General features: G+C 55.1%; 17 protein-coding genes. 7 read left to right on the forward strand and 10 right to left on the reverse strand.

Translation table 11 applies throughout. The annotated features are described in order from the left end of the window. Nucleotides 1–359: 359 nt before the first annotated feature. Complete coding sequence (locus PHF39_RS06945; RefSeq protein ID WP_300222126.1) at nucleotides 360–857, reverse strand: adenosine-specific kinase; 498 nt, start codon at nucleotides 855–857, stop codon at nucleotides 360–362. A gap of 180 nt (nucleotides 858–1,037) precedes the next feature. On the opposite strand from PHF39_RS06945, the gene PHF39_RS06950 reads away from it, so the two are divergent. Both PHF39_RS06950 and PHF39_RS06955 read left to right on the forward strand, forming a co-directional pair. Further along, nucleotides 1,038–1,829: a hypothetical protein gene (locus PHF39_RS06950; protein ID WP_300222129.1), complete on the forward strand. Its 792-nt coding sequence runs from the start codon at nucleotides 1,038–1,040 to the stop codon at nucleotides 1,827–1,829. After that, complete coding sequence (locus tag PHF39_RS06955) at nucleotides 1,810–2,379, forward strand: hypothetical protein (RefSeq protein ID WP_300222132.1); 570 nt, start codon at nucleotides 1,810–1,812, stop codon at nucleotides 2,377–2,379. The genes PHF39_RS06950 and PHF39_RS06955 overlap by 20 nt, the downstream gene beginning before the upstream one ends. 24 nt (nucleotides 2,380–2,403) lie before the next feature. On the opposite strand, the gene PHF39_RS06960 is transcribed toward PHF39_RS06955, so the two are convergent. From PHF39_RS06960 to PHF39_RS06970, 3 genes are read right to left on the reverse strand one after another with little or no spacing between them, the layout of a single operon-like run. Continuing rightward, nucleotides 2,404–2,889 (reverse strand): cytidine deaminase, encoded by a 486-nt coding sequence (locus tag PHF39_RS06960; protein ID WP_300222134.1) that lies wholly within the window; start codon nucleotides 2,887–2,889, stop codon nucleotides 2,404–2,406. A gap of 26 nt (nucleotides 2,890–2,915) precedes the next feature. Then, nucleotides 2,916–3,200 (reverse strand): DUF1294 domain-containing protein, encoded by a 285-nt coding sequence (locus PHF39_RS06965; RefSeq protein ID WP_366144202.1) that lies wholly within the window; start codon nucleotides 3,198–3,200, stop codon nucleotides 2,916–2,918. Then, nucleotides 3,197–3,730, reverse strand: a complete 534-nt coding sequence (locus PHF39_RS06970) for a DUF6125 family protein (RefSeq protein ID WP_300222137.1) — start codon at nucleotides 3,728–3,730, stop codon at nucleotides 3,197–3,199. The genes PHF39_RS06965 and PHF39_RS06970 overlap by 4 nt, the downstream gene beginning before the upstream one ends. Nucleotides 3,731–4,106: 376 nt before the next feature. Here PHF39_RS06970 and PHF39_RS06975 point away from each other — a divergent pair, with 376 nt between their 5' ends. Then, a complete protein-coding gene (locus tag PHF39_RS06975; protein ID WP_300222140.1) occupies nucleotides 4,107–4,490 on the forward strand; it encodes a hypothetical protein in 384 nt (127 codons plus the stop codon). Here PHF39_RS06975 and dinB read toward each other — a convergent pair. The 4 genes from dinB to PHF39_RS06995 all read right to left on the reverse strand — a co-directional run bounded on the left by dinB (nucleotide 4,479) and on the right by PHF39_RS06995 (nucleotide 8,448). After that, a complete protein-coding gene (gene dinB, locus PHF39_RS06980) occupies nucleotides 4,479–5,630 on the reverse strand; it encodes a DNA polymerase IV (RefSeq protein WP_300222142.1) in 1,152 nt (383 codons plus the stop codon). The genes PHF39_RS06975 and dinB overlap by 12 nt on opposite strands. 9 nt (nucleotides 5,631–5,639) lie before the next feature. Beyond that, nucleotides 5,640–6,815, reverse strand: coding sequence for a hypothetical protein (locus PHF39_RS06985; RefSeq protein ID WP_300222145.1), 1,176 nt, complete (start codon nucleotides 6,813–6,815; stop codon nucleotides 5,640–5,642). 67 nt (nucleotides 6,816–6,882) lie between these two features. Further along, nucleotides 6,883–7,380, reverse strand: coding sequence for a YkgJ family cysteine cluster protein (locus tag PHF39_RS06990; protein WP_366144203.1), 498 nt, complete (start codon nucleotides 7,378–7,380; stop codon nucleotides 6,883–6,885). A 3-nt stretch (nucleotides 7,381–7,383) separates the two neighbouring features. Beyond that, nucleotides 7,384–8,448 carry a hypothetical protein gene (locus tag PHF39_RS06995; RefSeq protein ID WP_300222147.1) on the reverse strand — a complete coding sequence of 355 codons (1,065 nt, stop codon included), beginning with the start codon at nucleotides 8,446–8,448 and terminating at the stop codon, nucleotides 7,384–7,386. Between the two features lie 212 nt (nucleotides 8,449–8,660). Between PHF39_RS06995 and PHF39_RS07000 the strand changes: the two genes are divergently transcribed. From PHF39_RS07000 to PHF39_RS07010, 3 genes are read left to right on the forward strand one after another with little or no spacing between them, the layout of a single operon-like run. Then, on the forward strand, nucleotides 8,661–9,101 hold the full coding sequence (locus PHF39_RS07000; RefSeq protein WP_300222150.1) for a MarR family transcriptional regulator: 441 nt from the start codon (nucleotides 8,661–8,663) through the stop codon (nucleotides 9,099–9,101). Between the two features lie 36 nt (nucleotides 9,102–9,137). After that, on the forward strand, nucleotides 9,138–10,151 hold the full coding sequence (locus PHF39_RS07005; protein ID WP_300222153.1) for an ATP-binding cassette domain-containing protein: 1,014 nt from the start codon (nucleotides 9,138–9,140) through the stop codon (nucleotides 10,149–10,151). Further along, a complete protein-coding gene (locus tag PHF39_RS07010; protein ID WP_300222156.1) occupies nucleotides 10,148–11,236 on the forward strand; it encodes an ABC transporter permease in 1,089 nt (362 codons plus the stop codon). Before PHF39_RS07005 ends, PHF39_RS07010 begins: the two co-directional genes overlap by 4 nt. A gap of 10 nt (nucleotides 11,237–11,246) precedes the next feature. On the opposite strand, the gene PHF39_RS07015 is transcribed toward PHF39_RS07010, so the two are convergent. Both PHF39_RS07015 and PHF39_RS07020 read right to left on the reverse strand, forming a co-directional pair. Next, a complete protein-coding gene (locus PHF39_RS07015; protein WP_300222159.1) occupies nucleotides 11,247–12,152 on the reverse strand; it encodes a PEGA domain-containing protein in 906 nt (301 codons plus the stop codon). A gap of 148 nt (nucleotides 12,153–12,300) precedes the next feature. Then, a complete protein-coding gene (locus PHF39_RS07020) occupies nucleotides 12,301–12,966 on the reverse strand; it encodes a hypothetical protein (RefSeq protein WP_300222162.1) in 666 nt (221 codons plus the stop codon). Nucleotides 12,967–13,213: 247 nt separating this feature from the next. On the opposite strand from PHF39_RS07020, the gene PHF39_RS07025 reads away from it, so the two are divergent. Then, nucleotides 13,214–14,290, forward strand: coding sequence for a CorA family divalent cation transporter (locus PHF39_RS07025; protein WP_300222165.1), 1,077 nt, complete (start codon nucleotides 13,214–13,216; stop codon nucleotides 14,288–14,290). Nucleotides 14,291–14,303: the final 13 nt, after the last annotated feature.

Consider the following 14,303-nt stretch of genomic DNA (forward strand, 5'->3'; position numbering starts at 1 on the left):
TTCATCATACCATGCCGTTTCTTTCACAGACAGGGAAAGGATCCATTTGAATGGAAAGCACCTTCATTTCGTGTGCAGGAATCCTATTTTTCCGCGCGCAGCGGGGGTTTATAAATACCGCAGGAAAACCGGCATTTTCATGATTGGCACGAATAACAGAGGTTCTCCAGTGGAAGAAAAGGGGTATAAAAGGATGATCAAACAGCCGGATTACCCGGAAAGCCGAGGAGAAAAACCGTTTTTCCAAAACTGGGCCATAGGCCGGTTTTTTTTCTCGTGAATTTTCGCTCCGTTTTGCATAGAGGCAAAAAAGGGTTATAAGGATTACCCTGTGCTGGGCGGAGCATCATACTGATATACTAATCCCGTTTATAGCCCAGTTTCCGGAGGAATTCCTTTCTTTCGGTCACGGCACCGGGATCCTCGACTCCCCGCGGTTTCTCCCCGTCGATTACACCCATGATCCCCCTGCCCTGCGCAGATTCTGCAACAATCACTTCGGCAGCATTTGCCGTTGCGCAGTAGATGGTGCAGACTTCCTGGACCTGTTTGATCGCATTGAGGACATTGATCGGGAAGCAGTCCCGCAGGAAGAGAATGAAGCTATGGCCCGCCCCGATGACCCGGGCATTATCGCGGGCAATGGCGATCAGGTCTGTATCATTGCCATCGAGACGAATGAGGCAATCACCGGATGCTTCGCAAAAAGCAAGACCAAACCGTGCCCCCGGGACTCCCCCGACAACCACCTCGCTGATATCTTCAACGGTCTTGATAAAATGGGACTGCCCGAGAACCATGTTCACGTCTTCGGGCTTGTGGATCTTCACTACCCTGAACTCAACCGCTCCGCTCATCCTTTACCACAAGGAGGAGATAGGTCTTGCACAATATAGGGATTCTGGTCAGGGGATACCGTTCTTTGGAGCCCGCCGGGGGTGGATCTACGCTCCTGATACAGATTCCGTATCCTTTTAATAACACGAGAAAAAAGCATTGCTAAAGAGAACAGGCACCCTGTTCGAGGTTTGGTTTCTATGCGCGGGAAACACCGGTACCATATATCCCTGGGTACATCACTGATCCTTTTCATCTGCATCATTATCCTGGTACTTCCGGTATCAGGACTGCAATCATCGGAACAGTCCGTAAGCGACTCACTGACACGGGGGAGCCGGTTCACCATTACCATCACCGGCCACCCGAATACAGCGTATTACATCTGGCTCACCAGAACATCGACCATGACCGGGGAACACTATGATCAACCGCCAATTATCTCAGATACTGAAGGCATAGTAAAAGATCCCGACGGCGGCCCGTACACGATTGGATCGTACCAGTACAATAATGGCGGCGGAAAAACGATCCTCGATGACGTAGCCCCTTCATCGCCGGTCATGTCCGCCACGAATTATTACGCGCAGGCAACAACCGATGAACGGGGGCAGATCATTGTCGAATTCCGGACTTCGATCTATACCGGGCTCCGCTCATATTCGGTAAAAGTGGAGAATCCCGGAGCACCCGAGAGCGAGAATTTCCGGGTCGAACAGACCGTCTACAGCCGTACAGCCCGCCCGATGATCAATACGCCGGCGGCAACCGTGGCAATCCCCGCACATACCGTAACCTATACAATGGTATCTACACCGGTCCCCACAACCCTCCTTCCGGTCACAACGGATATCGTCCCAACAGAAACGATCCCTGAAATCCCCGTCACCCCGCAGCCGACACAAAAATCACCGCTCGCAGCTGTAGGGATGGTACTTGCCGCTGCCGCGGGGGCCTGTCTTGCGGTGCGGGATGTCCGCCATCACCCCTGACTCAAAGGATGCCCTCTCAAAAGAGAACATCCCTGCTGGCCTGAACATGACCGATAATTCCTGTACAACAAACGGCACTGACTGCCCGGAAATGGATGCCATCCAGCGGTTCTTTATCCGCCCGTTCTTTCTCAGCCTGACCATCGGCATCCCATTCTGCATCTTCAAAATCCTCTTTGGGATCAGTGCCCTGCGCCACCTCTCGCCGGGCGGAGGCATCCTTGCATTCCTGGCACTCGCGGTAACGGTCTGGGCATTTGCAGACCTCCTGATGAATACAGGGCGCTCCCTGTTCGACCTGCTCCACCGCGATGCACCGTTCGAATTCTGCACCATTGCCCAGCTCGGGCGCATCTTCAGGATGCCTCTTGTTTTCCTCGCTTTCGATACCCTGCTGACATTCGCGATCATCTGCGCCATGCTCTGGACCGGGTGGATTGCAACGCTCACTCCTGCGGAGTCCTGGCTCTGGTATGGTGCAACCACGATGAACCTGATCAGCCTCTCCTTGGTCTCGCTCTATAACGAGATCCGCAGGGGACATACCTGACAGGCCGGAAGAAGATCCAAAAAGTTACTTGTTGTCGTCGCCGAGAGACTCGCGGCTCCGCATCTGGTACAAAACCATCGGATCCATCTCTTTGTACGTGTCCGGCCCGGTCCGCATGATTACATTTGCGATCCCGGTGTTGACGATCATCTTCGAGCAGAGGAAACAGGGCCAGATCTGCGTGGTCTCGTCTGTCTCGACATCGAATCCCGAGAGGTAGAGCGTGCATCCCCGTGCGTGTTTTCCTGCCTGGAGGAGCGCGTTCATCTCTGCGTGGACGCTCCGGCAGCGTTCATAGTTCGAGCCCGACGGGATATTGTGCTCTTTTCTCCAGCAGCGGTTCAGCTCCGTGCAGTCCATCTGCTTCCGGGGTGCCCCGGTATACCCCGTGGAGACGATAGTATTGTATTCGTCGACGATGATCGCCCCAAAGTTTCTTCGGAGGCAGGTACCCTGGTGGGCACACCGCGTGGCAAGGTCGAGGAAGTACTGGTGCCTGTTGGTCCGCATTCAAGAGAGTATGGAAAATCCCGGTATTAAAGCCGTAGGATCAGGAGAAGGTACAGGATGAAAGACCCATGGATGGCCAGAAAGACGGGGACAAGGAAAAATTTGAGTTTCCGGGTCTTGTGGCGGAATACCTGCATGGAGAGAAACGCGCCGAACGGCCCGAGAAAGGCCAGTACAAGGAGGACACCCTCGCTTGTCCTCCATGCATTCCGTTTTGCCCGGGATTTATCGTATGCAAAGGCCAAAGCCGCGATAAGGTTCAGGCCGAGATAAAGACCTGCCAGGGCCGTGAGGGGATCGATCGCGATCAGCTCCCGGGAGACGTATCAAGAGTGAACCGCCATTTGCAGAACATATCCGGCGGATGCGGATCGGGAGGTGCAAAGAGACACTCCACCCGGATCGCGGGATCGATCTCCCGGGCAAAACTGGTGAACTCCGCCCGGTGCATATCCCGGCAGACGTACTCCCCCTGGCCCCGGCGCAGCCGGGCTTCCTGAGTCGGGCACGAGGGGACCGAGATTACCACCTCGTCCTTTCTCTCCTCGATTTCATACCCGACGATCATTGCCCACGGGAAATGCCGGAGTGCCCGGACAAAACCGGAAAGCCCCTTTTCAGTGATGCCGAAGCGGTGGACAATGTCTTTTGCGGCCATGCCAGCCACCCTTCCCCAGACCTGCTCGTTGACCTTCTCTGCAACCTCCTGGCCATAGGTGTCGGAGATATTGATGAACCAGAATGCGTCCACGACACGATAGTGCCAGAGCAAAAACTCCAGGTACTGGTGTTTTTCTGCATCCGTCATCTGATCGAAGATCGCAAGGTCCATGTACGTCATAGGGGATCGCCTCAGGAATGGTAAGCGTCATGCCCGTGCCGATATGAACATTTGGATTTGTGTTGCCAGGCACCACATACGGGCCCTGGCACGTAATAATACCCTCCATCCGCAAAGGGAGGGGGTCCCACCCCTCCGGTTTTTCCGGGCCGGAACCAGCGCCAGGGACCCCTCCCTACCCCACCCTTAGTAGCAGGAGGGGGTAGGGGCCCTGTTCTGCGGGTTTTGAAATGGCGGGAGGGGGGACCCCTCGTACCGGGGGAGGGGTGGGTACTCCCCATGCCAGATATGCAGCGGAAGACCCCCCTCCGCTATCAACAGCGGTTTCAAGAGCTGCCACTGCGTACCCGTACAGGCTGAATGGGAAGGTGCAGGGATGCAGGACGTGTCACTGGAGTTGATTGTCATCCTACACAGGAATGTACTTACAGATGCACAGGCCGATCTCCGGAACATCTCCGAAGGGAACCTGCACCAGCTGGTCTTCCAGGCCAACCTGACAGACGACCCGTTCTCCCGGGCGGCGCTTGCATTCTGGTCCCTGTGCGCATACCCTGCCTTCAGGGAGGGAAACAGGAGGACTGCATACCGTCTTGCAGAGGAGATCCTGGACTCGGCAGGCTGCCGGGTAAACCTCCCCTGCCCGGATGTTCGGGCACTGGTGCAGGGAATCGATGCCTTCACGGTCGAGCCAGAGGACGTGGAACAAGTGTTCATGAACGCAGCCGTACCTGTCTCCCCTGCAGGATCAGAGCGGTAACGTGGCCTGGGATGCATCTCTCTTTTCGAAAGATGATAGCCGGATGCCGATAAGCCGGACTGTCCCGCCCTGATATTCTTCGCGGAAGAGGGCATGGGCCAGTGACTTCATTGCAGCTGGGTTATCCGTACCACGGGAGAAGCTTCGTCCCCTGTTCCGCGTGATGAACCCGGAATACCGGATTTTCAGCGTGAGCGTCCGTAAGCGGAGCCCCTCGGAAGCAAGGCTTTCGCCAACACACCTCACAAGTTCATCGATTACGGAGAGAAGATGCTCCCTGTCGTCCGTATCGGTTTCGAAGGTTGTCTCCCGTGAGATTGATTTGGCCTCACCCGATCCTTCCGGTACTCCGGTGCTGTCGATCCCGCAGGCAAGCTGGTGGAGAGAGACGACACTTCGTCCGAACCTGCCGATCAGGACCTGGACATCCTGCTGTGCAAGGTCGCCGATCGTCCGGATTCCCATCTCGAAGAGCATCGCCTCCGCTTTCTTTCCTACTCCCGGGATCCTCCGTACGGGAAGCGGGGAAAGGAAGTCCCTCGCTGCGGATGGCGTTACCATGGTAAGCCCGCCAGGTTTCCGGAAATCCGAGGCAATCTTGGCAATGGTCCGCGAAGGGGCAATGCCGATAGAACACGAGAGGCCCAGCCGCTTGCGGATACACTCCCGGACTTCCATAGCGAAGGCCTGCGCAGTCTCAAAGCCACCCAGGTGGCTGATATCGAGGAAGGCTTCATCGATGCTCACCTGTTCCATCCGGAAACCGTACGACCTGAGGATCGCCATCACGGCCGCCGATGCCTGGATATATGCGGGAAAATCCGGGGGGAGGAAGACGGCATGGGGGCAAAGGACGTACGCCTGGGATATCGGCATGGCTGAACGGATGCCGTACTTCCGCGCTTCGTAGGAACAGGTCGAAACAACCCCGCGTCCTTTTCCCTGTTTGGGATCCGCCCCGATGACAACAGGTTTTCCCGCCAGTTCCGGTTGTTTCCGTTCCTCCACGGATGCGTAAAAACTGTCCATGTCGAGGTGGAGAATGATCTGACCGCCGGGGGTATCAGGAATTCCTGCTCCACCGGGTATTGTTTCTGGTAACCTGTAGCCTGTTTCCCGTGACTGCGACACAAGCACCATACAGCACCCTCACCCACCGAGAGAGAGGAAATCACCGAGCCGGCACTGCCTCTCGCGGATTGCCGATTGCAGGAGCGGCCCTTCCTCGATGAACCGGCTCACCGGCAGCATGAATTTATCCGTCAGGTACCGGAGTGCCGGACGAATCCCCTCAAACTCTGTGGGGGCCTGCTGCATCGCGCTCCGGACATTCTCCCTGACATTGAAGACTCCCATCGGGACATACCCCTTCCTTGCCTCCCGTAAAATGATCGCTCCCGCCTGTTTTCCCTCACGGGCAAGTGCTTCGAGCACCGCCATCTTGCAGGAGTAGTAGCAGCCCCCGAGAGGGGAGTAGGTAGTCTTTTTCTTCGTGCTCTCGTGATCGGAAAAAACCAGTTCCTCATTTCCCAGCACATGAAGGAATGCCTCCGACCATTCGTACTGCCAGGCTGTCGGCATCAGGATGACGGCATAATGGTTGTTGAGACTCGAAAACTCGTGCACCTTCCAGGTGTCGATCACGGGATTTTTTTTCACACCAGAGAGAAGCCGGTCGCCGATGATGGTGTCGCACGCCGTGATCGACCACCGGGTCGGGACAAGGTGTCGTGCCCTCCCCTGGCCCATTATCCCGACAGAGAATGCTTTCTGGATACTGGAGAACGGCACCCCGTTTTTGTGCAGGTCCACCACGGCATCTGCCGCCCGGAGCTCCGTATCATAGAACGTACGTTCCAGTTTCGGGTTCCACCGCCCAGGTTCGACATCGAATCGCTCGATCCCCGCACTCGGCCCGAACGGCGTGTGCTCTTCGGAAAATGACTGGCCCTGCGGCGTGGCAGTGAAGGAAACCTCGCTCTCAAGCGATGCTTGAGAAAGCGAGATCTCCTGGAGTTTTCCGATATAACGGTTATCGAGATCCGCTGCATTCACCTGCTGTTTCCCCCGGATGAGGTTCATCCGGTACCCGATGATCTCTTCCTGCGTATGGTTTCCTGGTATCCATGCTTCGGGCATGTCCATGACCATCGTGTCCCCATGCTCAGGCACGACCATGGGGCCAGCAAAGACATCCGGGAAGTTCCAGCTCCCGATAAAAACAGATGGTGGGGTACTGCCTTCGATCTCCTTACCCATGGCAACCGATTTCATCGGTATGGTCGATGCCGTCAGTTGCCGGAGGTAGGCACCTTTCCCGATCATAGGATAATAACATTAGGACCGGGGGTGCTTTTAAGAGGGTTGGTGCGCGAGGAGAAAGTGAAATGTCCTATCTCCGGACCGAGTACCCGGCATTCCTGAGGATCCGCATCATCGCATCCTCCCATTTCCGGTCATCCGGCTCCCGGTGCTCCTCAACACAACTCTCCCAGAGATTGTTGAGACTGGCATTATCGGAGAGAAGGGTCCGGGCATTCTGGATCCTGCCAACCCTGCTCCCCCGGTGGTCGAGGATCAGGAGCCGCCAGCACCCGTAGTCCCGGCAGATCTCGGGACGGGTCAGGTGCACCGTGCACCAGGCCTTCTCTGTCCCGGGCTGGTGACGGAAGAACGGGCAGGTGTGCGGGAGTTTTTCAAAGATACTTTTGTCATCGAATAGATCGTGTTTGTCGGGGTCTATCGTGACTGGTGTATTTTCCCCGGTATAGTTGTTGTGGACGAGGAACTTGTAATCCCCGTACTCCTCTCTGATGGTATGGACATCACCAAGATAACTGCAGCACTCCCCGCACTGGAAGCATTCGAATGGCAGGACGCATTCCTCCAGGCGTTAATGCAGGATATTTTCCCAGACCACAAGCAGGATCTCAAGGGCAATCAGGATGATGACGATCCATTCCAGGGAGTTGGAATGCTGGATCCGTACCTCGTCAGAGAGCATCGAGTAATTTTCCTTGATCACCCGCATCTTCCTGCTGACGTTCTCGCTCCACTGGCCGCTCCGGAGGACTTTGAGCGCCGTGGCATAGACCCGGGCATAGTACACATCCTCGGTGACCTTGATCAGGTTCTCGACCTTCTCGATGATCTCCGATATTTCGGCCGAGCTCTCCATCAGCTTGGCCATGATGGCATGGTATTGCCGGCTCCGGAAGAACGGGGACATCCGGTCCGCGTGCTCAATATCGTCATACATCTTCTCCATCTCCCGGGCAAGCTCACGGTCATAATACCGGAGTTCCAGCACCTGCACGTTTGCAAACTCGATGAGGTCGATGAGGTCCGTCGGGTTTTCCGGGTTGCAGAGCAGGGCTGAATCCCAAGAGAGGATTGCGAGATCATCAGTCGTGTAACTGAGGGAGTTCCTGATTATCTCCTCGCGCATCTGGGGGGAGATGTTGGTCTTCTCTCCCAGCAGGAGCGCGACCGGGTCAATGGAATCATCCCGCTTGTCGGTCACATAGACAGAATAGTCCTCGTAAAAATCCGGGTTGATGGCAAATCCCTTGATATGAGGGCGGATGATCTCTCCAAGTGTCTTGAGGTACTGGACGTAAAAGTCTGAAAGCCCCTCCTGACCGGCAAACAGGAAGGCAATCTCTTCCAGTTGGCTGATCCCGGCATCCGGGTTATCGTAGATAAAACAGAAACTGATGGCACCGATAGCGTATACGCGGGCGACGACAGAAAACTCAAACGGCCTGCCGTCCCGCTCCACCCGGATCGGGTGCATCTGGATCATGAGAGGCGGATCCTCGATCATGATAGATTTGGGTTTGACCCGGACAAAACTCGTCCGTGCAGTAAAATAGTTCTGGGCAAGCGCCTTCTCGAGCCAGTCGAGATCGATCTCTTTGCCAATATCATAAATCCGGTAAAACCGGAGCGTTATCATAGGTCTCTCTCCTGTATGGGATGTTTTTCGTATCTGCAATAATGAACAACCATGGAGATGATAAAGGCTTGCGACAGCCCCCAGACATCCATGCAGCTGCCGTCTACTGTTGGAACACTCTTGCCGGTTTCGGGGAGAATGCCTGCATTTTGTTCAATAAGTAAACAGTTCAATAGTAAAACTATTAATCCCGTAATACCTATACCCGCATCATGGACGAGCGAGTCAGGGAGAAGATATCCGACGACCTCATCGCACTCCTGCCCTTCTACCACAATAAAATATTCAGGCTGCAGCAGGGGGTCAGCGGCATGCAGGTCGCACAATACCGGACGCTTGGGGTCCTTTTACGGGAAAAATCCCCCCTGTCCATGTCTGAACTCGGAAAACGGCTCTATATCTCAAAACCCTATATGACAGTGCTTGTCGATCTGCTGATCCGGGATGGGTATGTTGAACGCCTTCGCGACCCAAAAGACCGCCGGATCGTCAACATCTCGATAACCCAGAAGGGTGCACGACACCTCAAACAGGCTGCATCGCACTACCGGGACACCCTCAGGGAACTCCTCGCCACCCTTGATTCTCGGGACCTTGAAGAACTCGCATCCTCGCTTTCCACGATACGGAAGATCATCTCACGGATGGATTGATATGCCAGGGCAGGATCATTTTTCGGGAGCAGCGGCATGACATCCCATGACTCCGGACACGAAGTGATCCGCATCGACCACCTTATGAAGGTCTTTAAAAACAAACACAAGTCCGTCACTGCAGTGGATGACGTCTCATTCTCCGTTGCACGCGGGGAGATCTTCGGTCTCCTCGGTCCGAATGGTGCCGGGAAGAGCACCCTGATCCGGATCCTGACCACGCTTCTTGCACCCACCTCCGGGACTGCGGTTCTCGATCAGTACGATATCATAAAGCAGCCGGAAAAAGTCCGCAGTATCATCGGCGTATGCCCCCAGAACAGCACGCTCGACATGGAACTGACTGCCTACGACAACCTCGATTTTTACGGGAAACTTGTCGATGTCCCCGAGGACATTCTCGATAAACGGATCTGGGAACTCCTCGAAATGACCGGTCTTTCCGACCGGGCATACATGAGGGCGGGCACGTTCTCAGGAGGGATGCGCAGGAAACTTGAGATTGTCAGGGCATTTATCCACCGGCCGCTCATCCTCTTCCTTGACGAACCCACCATCGGTCTCGACCCGGAAGCACGCCGTGAGGTCTGGCAGCAGATTGAAGAATTAAACCGGGAAGAGACCACCATCATCCTCACCACCCACTATATGGAAGAGGCAGAGAAACTCTGCAACCGGATCGCATTCATCGACAGGGGGCGCCTGATTGCCCTCGACACCCTGGAGAACTTAAAAAAGATGGTCCCCGAAGGGGATCTCATCACAATCGGGCTCGATGCAACGGATGACCGGATCCTGCCGTTGATCCGCGCAAACCCGCATGTCAGTGCCGCAGAGATCAACAACAGCGTCCTTACCCTCTCTGCAAAGGAGGGGAGCCGGATCCTTCCCGCGCTTGTTACCCTCATTGAACAGTATTCCCTCCCGATGAATTCCATCTCAATCCATTCGCCCTCGCTTGAGGATATCTTCATCTATCTCACCGGTAGTGCCCTGGGTGCCGACAGCGGGGATACCGGGGGCGTAAAAGGCAGGGGGAGATTCCCATGATCCGCGGGGCGCTTGCCATCTTCAACAGGGATTTCAAGAAATTCTTAAGCAATCCCTTTGTCGTCATCATGACCCTCATGATGCCGATCATGTACCTGGTGATCTTTGGCAACGCAATGGGGGGGACTATCAGCCACATCCCCGTGGCAGTTGTCCAGGAAGGGCCGCCCTACGCCCCGACAACCCTGTTCACCGACATGAGCTACGAGCTCAACCATATCATCCAGAAAGACGGCCCGAAACTCATCGATGTCCGTACATACAATGACGAGGCTGCCGCAAAAGAGGATCTCACAAAAGGGAGGGTGTCGGCAGTCGTTGTCGTCCCTTCCGACATCTCCAATGACCATGCTGTCCGCTTGTACGTAGACAGTTCGGACTCAGTCACCCCAGCGCTTGTCGAGTCCGCAGTCATGAAAGTCCTTGCCAGACTCCATGCAGACAATCCGGTCATGGTCAACAAGATCTACGGGGATATCAAGTATATCCAGTTTTTTGGCGTGGGGGTCATCATGATGGGGATCTTCACGTCAACGATGTTCGGAGGGGGGATTGCGTTGATCCGTGACCGGGAAGCAGGTATCCACGAGGGGTACCTGGTCACACCGGTCCAGCGGACGAGCATCATTGCCGGCATCATTTGTAGCGGGACAATCCGGGCATTCATCGCCGGTTTTGCCATCTTCTTCATCGATATCCTCATCACGGGAATCATGATCCACAGCATCGGGCAGTTCCTTCTGGCAATGCTGGTCATCCTTATCGCCTGTATCGGGGTTACCAGTCTCGTTGTCTCGTTTGCCTCGCGGTTCTCCGCGCAGCAGGAATATGCTTCCGTTGTAGCATTCCTCAACCTGGTCCTGTTCATGACCTCAGGTGCCTTCTACCCGATCATCGGCATGCCGGAGTGGCTGCGCTGGATAACCGTGATCAATCCCGAATATTACGGGATTGACGCACTCAGGGGGATCATACTCCGGGGGCAGGGGATCGACGTGATCGGTATCGACCTTATCGCACTCCTGCTGTTCTCCGGCGCGATGTTCATCCTCGGGATTGCATCGTACCGTCGTACCCTGGAATGATCAAAAAAGTTTATTTTTGGGCCCGTGAAACGGCAATCGCGGCAATCATCAGCGCAATCCCGGTGGCCCAGACAAGAAGAGATGATTTTTGGACCGGCGTTGTTTCGGATGATGACGGTGCCGAAAGGTCGGTTGCCAACGTTGCATACAGGTTGACAGTCTCGCCTTTCACGGGATACCGTTCGATACTCCCCGTGTAGGGGAGGTATCCGCTCTTCGTAACGGTAAACGTCTTGTAGGGTGTGCCGGTAACATAGACCTGCACAAGGAGACTGCCCTGTTCTATCGTTCCTTTCTCATCTTTATCGAAAAACACCGTGGCACCATCGACATTACCATTCACCTTGTAATACCCGATATCCCCGCCGATTGTCGAACCGGGGGACGGAGCTGTGGTCGGGTTGAGGGTGGCGTAGAGGTCAAAGGTCTCCCCTTTCCCGGGAACCGTGGGGACTGATCCGGTGTAGCTGAAATAGCCATCTTTCTTCACGGTGAATTCGCGGTACGGCGTCGCGGTACTATAGACCGGAACATAGACAACACCCCGCGTGATCTCCCCCTTGTTCAATCCGTCAAAAAAGACGGTCGCCCCCTCGATATTGCAGTGGACAACATACCAGCCCATATCTCCGCCATCCACGGCCTCGGTCGTTTCCGGGAGCGGGCTGATGGCTGTATACACGTGCACAATCTCATCCTGTAACGGCGATTTCACGAGAGAATCGGTGAATGTCGCGTACCCGTGCTTCTGGACGCGGATTTTCTGGTAACTCGAGCCTGCAGGCACCTGCACCGTCAGGGCTCCCAGGGTAGTCTCGCCGACATATTTGTCATCGAGATAGACCTTGGCCCACTCAACATTGCAGTGGATGACATACCATCCCTGCCCCCCTTCTTCGGATGCTGTATCGGCCATGGCAGGGATAATGCATATTCCTGCAAGAAAAATCAGGGTGAGTATTCCCCTTAATACAATGTTCATTTCTATCTCCCTTTGTTACTGACTGCTATGAGGGAATCTTATAAAAAACCGTGGGAAAAAGCCGGGCACGCCGGAAAAAGGGTTATTTCCGGGAACGCTGCACAACAGCGATCCCAAGAAGGCTGATTGCAGCAATTACTGTAACTAGCGTTACCGGAGATTTTTTCGTTGTGGTGACAGGCGCTGGCAGAGCAGGAGTGCTCGCCGGAGCAGCAGTTCCGGCTGCAACCAGCTGGAAGGTACACTTGGAGTAGATATCATCAACACCTGACTGGTTGAAAGCATCAGAGAGGGCCTGGGCTGCTGCAGAGTCCTGGACACTGCCGGTGCCCGTGAATGTGAAGACAGGTTTTCCCGTCATGGTGTTCATAACCTGCCCGGAGAACTGGCCGGTTGTTTCCATGAGGATATTCAGAGAACCATCCTTACCCGGACTCTGCACAATGACATAATACAGTGCAGCGGGAAGTCCGGTTGTCTGGTATACTGCGGAATACGTGCCGTCACTGGTGACCGGAACGGTGCTGACATTGACATAATTACCGGCAAATACCCATATCTGCACGCCGCTGGTGAGGTTCCCTCCGGTTGCCACTCCGCTTATCGTGACAGGTTCCCCGATGGTCGCTTTTGCAGGGGTGGCTGTGGCAGAAATATACGGAACGGCGGATACCGGGGCTTCATTGCCGGATGCATCCCCGGTTGTTTCGGCACCGGAAACGGGGAGGATCAGGACGGCAATCAGCAACACACAACTGACAAGAAAAACCGACGATAATTTTATGAGAATACCTGTTGCGGAGATCGATATAGGGGTTCCGATTTTTCCGGCCGTCCAAGAACCGGGAATCATGAGAACGCACAAAAATCGATTCGTGTGTCCCGGGCGCCGAAGCTGATGATGCTCCGGTGGCTATCTATATACGCATCCGGTTTCAATTACCCGGTTAACCACCCGGATCAAAAGCCGGGCTCATGGAATACACGGTGATACCATGAAGATGCACAACACCCAGCAGACATCATCAGGCCCGGTCACGGTCCCGTTAAGCTTCTGTATCCTTTTGCATCCCGACGGCAGGATCGAGAGACTGGTGGACCTTAAGGTCGAAGAATACTTTACCGCAGTCCGGGATGCCAGCATCGCATGGATCGACTGCAGCATCCATGACGAGGACAAGGAGATCGAGAAGCTGGCCCAGCTGGCCGGCTTCACCAAAGTCCCGGTCCCCAAACTGACCCACGGGTTCTATTCTGCGTACGAGGACTACGATACGGAACTTGGGATCATGCTGCCGTCGGTCACGGTCAAAGGCGAGAGAATGACCATCCACCCGTTGTTTATCCTGATCCGCGACAACCTCGTCCTCACCGTCCACTCCGACCAGATCAACCGGCTGCTCCGGTTCTCGCGTTATGCACAACAGTTCTTCAAGCGGGTGGCTGCTGAGAATACCCCGGACAAGATCACCCTCACACTCGAACGGATCATTGACGAGAACAATGACCGTAACTTCGAGTATTTACGCGAGATCGAGATGCACGGGGACACGATCAGCAAATCCCTGATCGAGGAGAAGGTAGCCAAGAAGAAGGTTGCCCATGATATTTACCGGATGAAACATGTCTTAATCGACTACCTGAACGTTCTTTGGGCAACAAAGGACGTGGTGGACTCGCTCCGGTATGGCGATGCCGACCTGATCACAAACGATGAGAAACTCCTGGGGCGGGTTGGTATCCTCTCGGATAATATCGACCGCCATATCGAGCTCTCCGAACAGATGTCGAATGTTCTTTCCTCCGGGCTGGAGGTGATGCAGAGCATCTACAACAACCAGCTCCAGACCATGAACAACCGGTTCGCCCTCGTTACTGCATACCTGACGGTCCTCGGCACCGCAGCCTTGGTCCCGAATACCATCGCAACTATTGCCGGCAGCGGGGTGATGGAGGGGACCATGGCCGCCCAGTGGTGGTATATCCCCATGCTGGTTGCAACAACGGTGATCGCAACGCTCGTCTCCCTGCTCTGGGTTGTCCATGTCTGGAAACGGCGGGAAGACGACTGAGATCTGAGCCTTC

The sequence above is a fragment of the Methanoregula sp. genome, assembly GCF_028712425.1.
Lineage (GTDB): Archaea > Halobacteriota > Methanomicrobia > Methanomicrobiales > Methanospirillaceae > Methanoregula.

Excerpts from the sequence above, each read along its gene's own strand:
- PHF39_RS06970 (WP_300222137.1), bottom strand. The coding sequence starts at position 3,730 with ATGACGTACATGGACCTTGCGATCTTCGATCAGATGACGGATGCAGAA.
- PHF39_RS06945 (WP_300222126.1), bottom strand. The coding sequence starts at position 857 with ATGAGCGGAGCGGTTGAGTTCAGGGTAGTGAAGATCCACAAGCCCGAA.
- PHF39_RS06955 (WP_300222132.1), top strand. The coding sequence starts at position 1,810 with ATGTCCGCCATCACCCCTGACTCAAAGGATGCCCTCTCAAAAGAGAAC.
- PHF39_RS07025 (WP_300222165.1), top strand. The coding sequence starts at position 13,214 with ATGAAGATGCACAACACCCAGCAGACATCATCAGGCCCGGTCACGGTC.
- PHF39_RS07000 (WP_300222150.1), top strand. The coding sequence starts at position 8,661 with ATGGACGAGCGAGTCAGGGAGAAGATATCCGACGACCTCATCGCACTC.
- PHF39_RS07015 (WP_300222159.1), bottom strand. The coding sequence starts at position 12,152 with ATGGCCGATACAGCATCCGAAGAAGGGGGGCAGGGATGGTATGTCATC.
- PHF39_RS07005 (WP_300222153.1), top strand. The coding sequence starts at position 9,138 with ATGACATCCCATGACTCCGGACACGAAGTGATCCGCATCGACCACCTT.
- dinB (WP_300222142.1), bottom strand. The coding sequence starts at position 5,630 with ATGGTGCTTGTGTCGCAGTCACGGGAAACAGGCTACAGGTTACCAGAA.
- PHF39_RS06950 (WP_300222129.1), top strand. The coding sequence starts at position 1,038 with ATGCGCGGGAAACACCGGTACCATATATCCCTGGGTACATCACTGATC.
- PHF39_RS06975 (WP_300222140.1), top strand. The coding sequence starts at position 4,107 with ATGCAGGACGTGTCACTGGAGTTGATTGTCATCCTACACAGGAATGTA.
- PHF39_RS06985 (WP_300222145.1), bottom strand. The coding sequence starts at position 6,815 with ATGATCGGGAAAGGTGCCTACCTCCGGCAACTGACGGCATCGACCATA.
- PHF39_RS07010 (WP_300222156.1), top strand. The coding sequence starts at position 10,148 with ATGATCCGCGGGGCGCTTGCCATCTTCAACAGGGATTTCAAGAAATTC.
- PHF39_RS06960 (WP_300222134.1), bottom strand. The coding sequence starts at position 2,889 with ATGCGGACCAACAGGCACCAGTACTTCCTCGACCTTGCCACGCGGTGT.
- PHF39_RS06995 (WP_300222147.1), bottom strand. The coding sequence starts at position 8,448 with ATGATAACGCTCCGGTTTTACCGGATTTATGATATTGGCAAAGAGATC.